At 38.5% G+C, this 10,265-nt stretch carries 13 protein-coding genes; 6 read left to right on the top strand and 7 right to left on the bottom strand.

Annotation, left to right across the window (positions count from 1 at the left end; translation table 11 throughout):
• The first annotated feature begins 391 nt into the window (after nt 1-391).
• From ACO1O5_RS01625 to ACO1O5_RS01610, 4 genes are all read left to right on the top strand, one after another.
• Entirely contained in the window at nt 392-733 is a 342-nt protein-coding gene (locus tag ACO1O5_RS01625; protein WP_486267832.1) for a YciI family protein, read from the top strand.
• An 82-nt stretch (nt 734-815) separates the two neighbouring features.
• Nucleotides 816-2,048 (top strand): RNA polymerase sigma factor, encoded by a 1,233-nt coding sequence (locus tag ACO1O5_RS01620; protein ID WP_486267830.1) that lies wholly within the window; start codon nt 816-818, stop codon nt 2,046-2,048.
• 890 nt (nt 2,049-2,938) lie between these two features.
• A complete protein-coding gene (locus tag ACO1O5_RS01615; RefSeq protein WP_486267828.1) occupies nt 2,939-3,145 on the top strand; it encodes a hypothetical protein in 207 nt (68 codons plus the stop codon).
• A 116-nt stretch (nt 3,146-3,261) separates the two neighbouring features.
• On the top strand, nt 3,262-3,435 hold the full coding sequence (locus ACO1O5_RS01610; protein ID WP_486267826.1) for a hypothetical protein: 174 nt from the start codon (nt 3,262-3,264) through the stop codon (nt 3,433-3,435).
• Between the two features lie 69 nt (nt 3,436-3,504).
• Here the strand turns inward: ACO1O5_RS01610 and ACO1O5_RS01605 are convergent, their stop codons facing one another.
• The 7 genes from ACO1O5_RS01605 to ACO1O5_RS01575 all read right to left on the bottom strand — a co-directional run bounded on the left by ACO1O5_RS01605 (nt 3,505) and on the right by ACO1O5_RS01575 (nt 7,494).
• Nucleotides 3,505-4,572: a hypothetical protein gene (locus tag ACO1O5_RS01605; protein ID WP_486267824.1), complete on the bottom strand. Its 1,068-nt coding sequence runs from the start codon at nt 4,570-4,572 to the stop codon at nt 3,505-3,507.
• Nucleotides 4,573-4,791: 219 nt separating this feature from the next.
• Nucleotides 4,792-5,208 (bottom strand): VOC family protein, encoded by a 417-nt coding sequence (locus tag ACO1O5_RS01600; protein WP_486267822.1) that lies wholly within the window; start codon nt 5,206-5,208, stop codon nt 4,792-4,794.
• A 41-nt stretch (nt 5,209-5,249) separates the two neighbouring features.
• Nucleotides 5,250-5,459 (bottom strand): hypothetical protein, encoded by a 210-nt coding sequence (locus ACO1O5_RS01595; RefSeq protein ID WP_486267820.1) that lies wholly within the window; start codon nt 5,457-5,459, stop codon nt 5,250-5,252.
• Entirely contained in the window at nt 5,456-5,953 is a 498-nt protein-coding gene (locus ACO1O5_RS01590; protein ID WP_486267818.1) for an SRPBCC family protein, read from the bottom strand. Before ACO1O5_RS01590 ends, ACO1O5_RS01595 begins: the two co-directional genes overlap by 4 nt.
• Entirely contained in the window at nt 5,950-6,270 is a 321-nt protein-coding gene (locus ACO1O5_RS01585; protein ID WP_486267816.1) for an ArsR/SmtB family transcription factor, read from the bottom strand. Before ACO1O5_RS01585 ends, ACO1O5_RS01590 begins: the two co-directional genes overlap by 4 nt.
• A gap of 215 nt (nt 6,271-6,485) precedes the next feature.
• Nucleotides 6,486-6,917 (bottom strand): DUF1801 domain-containing protein, encoded by a 432-nt coding sequence (locus ACO1O5_RS01580; RefSeq protein WP_486267814.1) that lies wholly within the window; start codon nt 6,915-6,917, stop codon nt 6,486-6,488.
• Between the two features lie 337 nt (nt 6,918-7,254).
• Nucleotides 7,255-7,494, bottom strand: coding sequence for a hypothetical protein (locus ACO1O5_RS01575; protein ID WP_486267812.1), 240 nt, complete (start codon nt 7,492-7,494; stop codon nt 7,255-7,257).
• Between the two features lie 217 nt (nt 7,495-7,711).
• Between ACO1O5_RS01575 and ACO1O5_RS01570 the strand changes: the two genes are divergently transcribed.
• Both ACO1O5_RS01570 and ACO1O5_RS01565 read left to right on the top strand, forming a co-directional pair.
• Entirely contained in the window at nt 7,712-8,074 is a 363-nt protein-coding gene (locus ACO1O5_RS01570; protein ID WP_486267810.1) for a DUF6799 domain-containing protein, read from the top strand.
• Between the two features lie 569 nt (nt 8,075-8,643).
• Nucleotides 8,644-10,265: PAS domain-containing sensor histidine kinase (locus ACO1O5_RS01565; protein ID WP_486267808.1), on the top strand; the 1,622-nt coding region annotated here is incomplete at its 3' end.

The following is a 10,265-nucleotide window of genomic DNA, read 5'->3' as shown; positions in this document are numbered from 1 at the left end:
GTGGATTGCCCAAATCAAACCCATTAACAGACAAAGAAAACAATTTTACTTAACGATCATTAACGCAAGAATTAATTTGTAAAAGACGCTTCAGTAAATGTTACGGAGGTATTAACGCATTATGTCGGCAAAAATGTAATATGCAAAAAAGTAGGTGATCATTTTTTCGACATAACTTCAAATGCTTTTTCTTGCTTCTGAGTTTGGGTTGGTGTTCCGGATAAATCTTCAATGCCAGGAAGCCGAAGCGGCCGTTGTTAATTTCCTGGTATTATAGACTTGACCGGTGCTTTTATCTTCAAATTTTTCTTTAAAAATAAAATTTATTTAAGTTGTCCAATCTTTTAAAGCCGGTCGTTATTTGTTTTTAAACACTTAAAATGTAAACAAAATGAAAGATTTCTTATTAGTATTCAGAATGGACTACAGCGAAATGCCTAAAAGATCGCCTGAAGAAATGCAGGCAATGACGAAACGCTGGATGGATTGGATTGGCAGCATTGCTGCGCAAAACAAATTAACGGATCGTGGTAACCGTTTGGAACCTTCCGGAAAAGTAGTAAAACCAAATAATGTGATTGCCGACGGGCCTTACACCGAGATCAAAGAAACTATCGGTGGCTATTCTATCATCAAAGCCGGGTCGTTAGATGAGGCAACAGAAATTTCAAAAGGTTGCCCGGTATTTCTTAATGGCGGAAGCGTGGAAGTGAGAGAAATAAGCGCGATGTAAAACTGTATATCCCAATCTTTCGTTATAAAGAAATCAGTGCCCGGAAGATTGGGGTATTTTTTTTTGAAATTTAATTTGCTTTATGCACCAGGAGGAATTGATACCGCATTTATTCAGAACAGAATACCGTAAAATTGTTGTCGTGCTTTGCAGACTATTCGGTATTGAGCATATTGAAATTGCGGAAGATATTGCCAGTGATACTTTTCTTTCTGCATCCGAATTATGGGGCTTAAAAGGATTGCCTGAAAACCCGGTAGCCTGGCTGTATACCGTAGCAAAAAATAAGAGCAAAGATTATTTGAAACATCATTCCATCTTCTTACAAAAAGTTTCAAAAGAAATTACGTTTACCGCAGAAAGCACAACGCAAATCGACATTGATCTTTCTACAAAAAATATCAACGACAGCCAGCTTGCAATGATGTTTGTGGTTTGTCATCCCTGTAATCCAGTTGAAGCGCAAATAGGTTTGGCGCTGACCTTGCTTTGCGGGTTCGGAACGGACGAAATTGCCGGCGCCTTCCTTACCAACAAAGAAACAATTTATAAAAGACTACAGCGTGCCAAACAAAAACTACGCGACGAAAAAGTTGAAATAAAGCAACCTTCGCTGGCCGAAATTGATGAACGGTTACCGGCAGTTTTGATGACGCTGTATTTGCTTTTTAATGAAGGTTATTATTCTGCAAGCAATGACGCGGTGTTGCGAAAAGAGCTTTGCCTGGAAGCTATGCGACTTACGTACGTGCTGGCCGAAAATCAACAAACGAATAAACCAACAGTAAATGCATTACTGACATTAATGTGCTTTCAAGCCTCAAGATTTGATGCACGCATTAATGAACAAGGTGAACTTGTTTTGTATGGGGACCAGGATGCAAGTCTGTGGGATAACGAACTAATTGAACAAGGAAAATATTTTTTAGATGAAGCATCCCGGGGCAATACAATTTCAAAATATCATTTGGAAGCGGGCATTGCGTGTATGCATACCAGACAGGAAGACAGCAAAGAAAAATGGGAAAACATTTTGCAGTTATATAACCAGCTTCTCGTTATAGAATACTCGCCCGTTGCCGCATTGAACAGAACCTACGCATTTGCCAAAGCAAATGGAAAAAAAGAAGCCATTATAGAAGCAGAAAAAATTAATCTTACATCCAATCATTTATACCACTCACTTTTGGGCTGGTTATATACAGACGTCGATAATCAAAAAGCATTGCTTCATTTGCAAACCGCATGGCAACTTACCAAAACATCTAACGATAAAAAACTTATTGGAGATAAGATCAGGAAATTAACCGGTTAACAGCTCGTATCATGAGCAAGGATTTATTGTGTAAGTGAGCATACCGGTTAGGTTCCTGCCATGCGCAACTAACGGTTATGACTAAACTAAATAAAGTGACGGATTTACTCCGACTGCATATTTCCCACGATTTTTTTAGGATGCTTAATTATTTTAATTAATGCTGATTATTAGCAGACCCGGCTTATAAGGGTTGAGACATTACCATAACATTTTGCATCAAAACCCACATTCATACCTCGTCCATAATCTTTATCTAACACGGCGAATTTAATGGCAAAAAAGCCGGTCGCGTTTTCTTTTACCCACATATCGGTTGCCGGTACACGAAGCCAACCAAAAGTTTTATCGGAAGAATTGTTGCCGGCCCAATAATCTTTGGAAGCAAAGTGATTCCTTACGCCGGCCTGTCATTGGGATATACATTATAACCCGGGGAAATAGAATTTTACAGAGGAATTTTTTTCAAGACAACCTGGAATCCGCATAAAAAAATTCGTCAGTTTTGAATGGGATTTTATTTTAGCACTTTCACATGTTTTATTTTCATGGATATGGTACCGTCAACGTTCGGCCGAAACTCAAAGGAATTATTCAGGCAGACGTATCTTTCGTTGTTTTAAGTAAACCTATACCCGTAAAGAAAAATATTATGCCCAATATGGAGGAGACGGTAATCATTTTAAAATTGTGCGTCCCTTTTCCAGAATTCATAAAAAACACGGCGGCTATAATTAGTCCGATAATTCCGAGAACGGTTAGTATAATTCCAAACATTTTCTTTTCCATATTCTTTCACAATTATTGGATTGGGTAACACAATGATAGGGCCAAAGATTTTTAGATGGTGAAAAAACCATAGTATCATTGGCATAAAAGTGTTATCCCCATTGCAAGCGACAGGTTTTTGGGTTATCGATTACGAAAGCCTGGGTGAATTTGTTCGCGATGTTTCATTTAGGCAGATGCTTACCATTACGCCGGCTAAAAATATCACCGGCAGCTCCACCATTACCAGCTTAAAGAAACTTATTACGCTCATCTCATCCAATTTTTGCCTTAAAGATGCGTTTGTTACTGGAATTACTTTCGGATAACAAAGCGAGGCTAACATGTAGGGCTAATCGAAAAGCCTTAGGCCCGCAATACTTTTTATATAAACCAATGAGTATTTGAGGGCATGGCGTTTGATATGAATATGAAAACAAAAATTATGAAAATAAGTGTAATTAAACTAATGGGCTTGTTATTATTAGCGGGCTTTATTGCGACAGGATGTGAACGAACCTATTATGTCGGCACAGAACATCGCCACCATGATAACGGCCTTCATTTAGGTGATCGTCACAGTCACAACAAGCATAACAAGTATCGCCGGCGCGATTGATAATAAACGATTTTTGCCATGTTAGCATTCCAACAGCCCATGAAGGTACAACTAACGGTTAGGGTTAAACTAACGAAAGCAGGGAGAAGCATAATCATTTAAATTTATTGCGAAGTGACGGGTATCCGCATTATTCTTCTTTAATTTATCTTCCAGCATTTCTGCTGACTGCCGTAGCGCCCTTCCGTCCCTGTCGTCAAAATCATTCATGGCGAGGCCATCCGCTTCTGTCATGGCCTTCTCCGGCTCATCGAGGTAGAGGTAAATCTTGGCGAGGTTATAATAACTGGCGTACCGCATTTTCCGGTCTTCCTTGCTCGAAGTAACGTATTGTGTTTTCACCTTTTCAAAGTAATCGATTACGGGCTGCATTTTCCTTTTCACTTTATCCAGGGGTTCATCTTCATTCATCAATACGATGGCATTTTTGAAATCGTTCCATGCCCTCTGGTGATCGCCATATGATTTGTGACGCTTATTATTCAATATCCAAAGTATGTCATTCGCTCGCCTGACAGGATACCCGTATTGTGCATTCAGCAAGTTGTTAGCCTGAGCAATAATGCCCCCCGTAAGATTATTAACAAGGTTGGATCTTATTTCACCGATCTTATTATTAAAATAGCTGGTCGCATTTTCTGCCGAATTTGTCTCCGGGGTTTGATAGTTCCTGTTACTGTTCCGGTCATACAATACCTGGTTATCGACAATGGTATTTCCTTTATAATCATAAACCGACAACCTTGCTGCAAAAGAATAGTCCATCCTGGTGGAAAACCATGATTTTTTTATTTCATTGCCTTGTTTATCTTTTGATGTTTGTATTCTCTCCATAGTTTCCGGCTTTTCAAAAACAAGGTCATCCAGCATTAACAGGATGGTGATGTGGCCCATGCCATCTACCTTTTTTAACCCTTCGATCTGGATGCCACCGGCAAGGCTTGCAGCTGTATATCCGAGGCCCAGTGAAGGGGATGCTTCCAGCCGGATGTTATAGGTCTTATATGCTTCCGGCAAGGGATTCTCCGGGAAATCGCGGTAGGACACGGTGAAATTAAATCGGTCGAGATCCACCCGCTGGGCATAAAGCATTGAAATGGAAAGCGTGAGCGTTAAAGCGGCAACAAGTTTTTTCATTAGTCATCAGATTGTTATTGTTTCAGAACGGTCAAAACGCGAAAAAATTATATGCACACCTTTACTGAAATGATCCACGCATGGGTGGCATAGTCTTTCAGACCTTCAAAACAATTAAACAATCACGAAGTATTTTCCCACGGCAACTAGCCGTTTGAAATAAATAAGTACCGCCACACCTGGAGTGTACCAGGACAGCCACATTTGCTCTTTATATTTTTAAGCAAATTCTACCATCCATTCAATACCATATTTATCCCTAAACATAGCAAAATAGGTACCCCATGGACTGTCCCCAATAGGCATTTCAACAGTTCCGCCTGCTGAGAGCCCGTTAAATAATTTGTCCGCTTCTTCACGACTTTCTGCAGTAACAAATATCTTAGACCTGTTTTCATTTTCATTTACGCGTCCCAAAAAATCCGGAACATCATTCGCCATTAAAATACTATTACCGATTGGTAAAGCAATGTGCATTATCTTATTTGCTTCACTTTCTGCTATTGGATGTTCAGGAGTTGATAAATCTTTGAAGCGTATAATTTTTGTGAACGCTCCGCCAAATACAGATTTGTAAAAATTGAATGCTTCTTCGGCATTTCCATTGAAGTTGATGTGAGGATTGATAAGTGCCATAAATTTTTGTTTTTTATATTGTTTACTTTCTGATGTTTTATTTACTTTAATTCTTCGCAGCTATAGTTGTGCCTCCTTAACAAATTAATTATTTTCAAAACGATATTTTCTTCGCTGTCAACACGCAAAATTTTATCGACATCTTCAAGGTCAAAATTCCATTTTGCGTTGGGCAATATTTTGTCAACATGCGGTTTAAGTTCCTTTGCCTGCATTTTAGTTCTGACAGATGTTTTGAAAACGAAAATCATTTTTGCGATAAGGTTGCCAATAAATTTTCCAGGTTGTTCAATGACATTTTCATTCCCTTCGTGAAGCCGTCAAGTATTCTCTCCAATCTTTCGAGGGATTCGTTATAAATAGTGATGCTCACTTTGGTTGTACCGTTTTGCTGGCTGAACGTATGATCCCATTCAGAACCCGGTAATTGAGGGTTTTCATCTTTGTCAGCAAAAGCATTGTACATTTTAAAATTGGTCTTTGGAGTAATGGAAGTGTATTCCTGTATTGCCCAATGTTCTTGTCCGTCGGGGCTTACCATTGCATAAAATCTTTTGCCGCCAACTTTAAAATCCTGGTATTTTGTTTTGGCTGTCATTGGTTTGGGTGGCAGCCATTGGTCTAATAGTTCTGCTTTGGTAAAAGCATCCCATACCAGTGAAAGTTCAGCGTCAAATTCCCTGGTGATGTATACCGTTTTTGCTGCTTTGTCAACGGTAAAATCAAATACTAAAGTGTTGCTCATTTTTTTTGTTTTTTTATTGTTGATAATACATTGTCAAGTTGATTGAACCGGGTTTCCCAAATTTTCCTGTATTGGCTAAGCCATTTATCAATCTCTTTCATCTTTTCAATTTCAAGAGAGTAATAAATTTCCCTGCCACGTTGTTCTTGTTTTGCTAATTCGCATTCTGTCAAAATGCGAAGGTGTTTTGAAACAGCTTGTCTCGTAGTATTGAAATTTTCGGCAATGGCGTTTGGTGTCATTGCCTGCAATGCAATTAAGGCTATAATAGCCCGCCTTGTCGGGTCGGCTATGGCCTGAAAAATGTCTCTCCTCATTTGTTTTATTTATTTAATGAAACTAATCGGTTGCAAATATATGCGCAACGTTTCGGTTTCGCAAATTTTTATGCAATTATTTTTCCGTACTGCTCAAAAGCTATTTTTAAGTTGTCTATTCGGGGGCGGGCCGATTTACAATGCGTAGGACAATTAGGGTATAAACGAAGTGAAGCGACAGAGAACTTCGGTTTAAGCCTGAGTTGGCTGAAGTGCTACTGCCGGAGCGAAGTCTCAGTCCCATATCGTATTGCCGCTTCAAGTATATCAATATTTATATCTTTCAGCGTTTTGAACTTAATGCAATATCCGCTCACGCTGGCCTTTCCTATTTTTTTTCCATACGTTTTGGCTAAGTATGTCTTATCCTTTATACCAAGAATATAGACTGATATCCCGGTCGTGTTTGCACTCATACCAATTTGATAAAAGTCTCTTGCTGTTCCATCAGCATATTGTATAGTGTGAAGCCCATATCCAATATTGGGATTAGAAACAGTTTTATTTTCATTGTTCTTACCATCAAGGAACCATAATTTACATGCTGGCATTATTTGCAGAATTATGCGGTTTAACGCTTGCATGTCACTACGTTTTGGTTCAGGCTGGTTGGCAATATACTTTTTGATTTGTTCTTGTACGTTCATATAAGAGATTAAATTACGGGATGCTGCTAAATTTATAAATAAGAGTTTATTTTTTATTCTATTGCCTGGTATTTTTAGTCGGCAGGAACTGCTGTTGATTAAACAAAGCTCATGAAATGCACGTCAGGGCCATCTTTGCAGCAGCTGCTCCCACCCTATTCTTTCAACTTCGTCGTTATAACCGTAAGAGTGAATGATTAGTCCCGTTTGTTATAATGATAGCCATTTATTTTTTTCTGGCAGAGAAAAAACGTAAGCAGTCTTATTCTTTTTCCGGCATTTGTTTGTGGTTACTTTTAAAATGCTATAACCAGTATTTTTCAGCCGTGCAAATAAATCATCTTATAGTATCTAAATAATCCCGCCCCAGTTGAGTAGTGTATAGCGAAATATAATTTTTTCCCTTATCGTTCTTAAAAACCCGGGAGGTTAATAATCTTCTTTTTAATAAACCTGCCACGTATTTGACAGTTGCCGGGTTCGGCGCCATGTTCATCAATTCCCTTTCGTGGCAATCCATAAGGCATTCTATCATCCCTTTGGATAAAGGCTTTATGTTGTTAAACTGAACTTTCACAATGCTCGCTTAAGATCAAAAAAAATACCAAAAAAGGTATTTCTAAAAAATTCAATGAAAAATCCGGCTCCGCCTTTCACACTTTGTAGAACAAAATATTTTTACCGGGTTCGGCAGCCGTATATTACGTGGCATCACATTTGACAACTGTTTTTTTAAACAATTTAAATAATCGTTTTACAAAAGCATAACCTATGTAAAACAAAAAACTATTAACATGAAAAAGATATTTGCAGCCCTTTTTATTACTGTATTAACTACAGGCGCTTTTGCACAGGCTGACTCAACCATGGGCAAAATGCATAAAATGAAATCGGGAGAAATGATGAAAGGAGATTGTGTAATGATGAAAGATGGCAAAATGATGGTGATGAAAAATGGCCAAACTATGGATATGGACAAGGACATGACCATGAACAACGGAACCATTGTAATGCAGGATGGCACGGTAAAAATGAAGGACGGTACCACTACGATGATGAAAGACGGCGACTGTATTTTCATGAATGGAAAAATGAGTAAGATGAGTATGGATAAAATGAAAATGAATACAGTTAAAAGTGATTCGCTGGTGAATTAGGAAAGCATCCAATAGTCTTCATTATTAAACAGAATATAGTTTTCAGTGGATACAAAGTGTGAGGCCCGGATTTTCCATCCGGGCTTTTTCTATTAACCGTGTTAACAGCCTTAGCAAAAGTTAAGTATCAACGGCCAAATCATGCAACTACCTGCCTTGCCCTTAACAAATAATAATATGCGGCTCGTTAATTGTGGGAGGAAATCGTGTATCTCATATCTTATTTTAGTGGCCTTCTTTGCTTGTGGAGACAAAAATCTTTAGTTGATAATTGAAACGACTGTAGAGGATTTTCTATATCATGATAGTAAATGAACTAAAACAAACAGTCTTTGTTAATTGGCTCACAAAAACGTATTGGTGCTCCTGATTAGTCTAACTTCAAGGAAATAGTAAGACTATCACTTAAAAAAGCTTATGCCCGGATAGTTTATTTATTACACTATCAAATAAAAAAGCCAGGTTCGATCTGATAAAATTACCGGTCTATTTTTCACACATACCCGGTTAACGCCGGGTAAACCTTAGAACGATCTGTTATTCATCAAAGACGGATAACAATAAATAAAATGCCAGAGGAAACATTAGCGGATGACTCTTTAGCACAAAAGTTGAACTATGAAGAGCTGATTAACAGCCTTGATGAATTGATATGGAGTGTGAGCAGTGATTTTAAGCTTATAGCAGCAAATAGTGCTTTTATAGAAAGCATGAAAGTGTTTACAGGCGTTACTGTTAAGCCCGGCGATGATCTTTTAATGAGAGATGTTTTTCAGGATGATTATTTATTTTTCTGGAAGGATGCTTATAATAAAGCCTTAATAGGTGAGTCTCTTAAAAAAGACATATATACACCGGCAATCTCAAACAGGCCGGAGTCATGGACGGAAACAAGTTTTAATCCTATCAATAAAGATGGAAAAATTATCGCAGTAGCATGTTATTCACGGGACATAACCGAAAAGAAATCTAAGGAAGAACTGCTGATAAAAAGCGAATCACGGCTGGCAGAAGCACAGGCCGTAGCGAAGGTGGGTAGTTGGGAAACCGATCTGTCAAATCACAATGTAATATGGTCGACTGAAACGTTCCGGATATTTGAACTTGACCCGTCTGAATTTAAATCATCTCATCCGGGTTTTCTTGAATTTGTTCACCCTGATGACCGTGCAAAAGTTGGTAAAGCATTTGCGGATTCGCTTGAAGGCAGTGCTGATAATGCAATTGAGCATCGGATTATAACAACTGGTGGTAATATAAAATCGGTAGAAGAGCGCTGGCGCATTATTCGTGATGATAAAAAAAATCCGGTTCGTGCAATTGGTACCTGCCACGATATCACAGAACGCAAAAATGCTGAAAGCAAAATAAGGACCGGTGCTCACGCACTTCAAAAAACATTGAATGATATCAATAAAATAATGGATTCATCCTTAGATGTTATTTGTGTTGTTGATGTTAATGGTTATTTTAAAAAAGTTAGTGCGGCTTGCGAAGTTGTATTTGGGTACAAGGCTGAAGAACTTGTTGGCAAATTAATTTTTGATTTTGTTTATCCCGAAGATCGCGATAAAACCAAGCTATCGGCAGAAAGGGTTATGATCGGCGATAATACGCCCAACTTCACCAACAGGTATGTACGTAAAGATGGTTCGTTGGTACATATTGAGTGGTCGGCCAGCTGGCATGCCAACGATAAAATGAGGTATGGCATAGCAAGGGATGTTACTTACCGGAAACTTGCTGAAGCGCAGTTGACGGAATTACATGAAAGCATCAGGAAGCAATCAAAAAAACTTTCGGAATCCAACGAAGAACTGGAACGTTTTGCCTACGTTGCTTCACACGACCTGCAGGAACCATTAAGGATGGTTACCAGTTTTTTGCAGTTGCTCAAAAAAAAGTATGACCACCAACTGGATGATACTGCACAGAAATACATAAGTTTCGCAGTTGATGGAGCAGAAAGGATGAAGATCTTAATACTTGACCTGCTTGAATTTTCAAGAATCAGTTCTTTAAAAGCGGAACATACCGTTATCGATTTAAGGGAGGTAGTTACAAGAACATGCACGGCATTAAAGTCTGTTATAGAGGAATCGCAGACCACAATAAATATTTCCCCTCTTCCAAAGGTTTGCGGAAACGAATCGCAGCTTTTGCAGTTGTTTCAAAATCTCATCAGTAATGC

Source organism: Ginsengibacter sp. (genome assembly GCF_057362405.1).
Note: the sequence above shows the minus strand (reverse complement) of the source record. Positions and strands in the feature narration are given on the sequence as shown.

What these genes read in the sequence shown, in the direction of transcription:
- ACO1O5_RS01580 (WP_486267814.1), bottom strand. Translation starts at nt 6,917, where the DNA reads ATGAACGTACAAGAACAAATCAAAAAGTATATTGCCAACCAGCCTGAA.
- ACO1O5_RS01590 (WP_486267818.1), bottom strand. Translation starts at nt 5,953, where the DNA reads ATGAGCAACACTTTAGTATTTGATTTTACCGTTGACAAAGCAGCAAAA.
- ACO1O5_RS01600 (WP_486267822.1), bottom strand. Translation starts at nt 5,208, where the DNA reads ATGGCACTTATCAATCCTCACATCAACTTCAATGGAAATGCCGAAGAA.
- ACO1O5_RS01585 (WP_486267816.1), bottom strand. Translation starts at nt 6,270, where the DNA reads ATGAGGAGAGACATTTTTCAGGCCATAGCCGACCCGACAAGGCGGGCT.
- ACO1O5_RS01570 (WP_486267810.1), top strand. Translation starts at nt 7,712, where the DNA reads ATGAAAAAGATATTTGCAGCCCTTTTTATTACTGTATTAACTACAGGC.
- ACO1O5_RS01605 (WP_486267824.1), bottom strand. Translation starts at nt 4,572, where the DNA reads ATGAAAAAACTTGTTGCCGCTTTAACGCTCACGCTTTCCATTTCAATG.
- ACO1O5_RS01610 (WP_486267826.1), top strand. Translation starts at nt 3,262, where the DNA reads ATGAAAATAAGTGTAATTAAACTAATGGGCTTGTTATTATTAGCGGGC.
- ACO1O5_RS01595 (WP_486267820.1), bottom strand. Translation starts at nt 5,459, where the DNA reads ATGATTTTCGTTTTCAAAACATCTGTCAGAACTAAAATGCAGGCAAAG.
- ACO1O5_RS01620 (WP_486267830.1), top strand. Translation starts at nt 816, where the DNA reads ATGCACCAGGAGGAATTGATACCGCATTTATTCAGAACAGAATACCGT.
- ACO1O5_RS01625 (WP_486267832.1), top strand. Translation starts at nt 392, where the DNA reads ATGAAAGATTTCTTATTAGTATTCAGAATGGACTACAGCGAAATGCCT.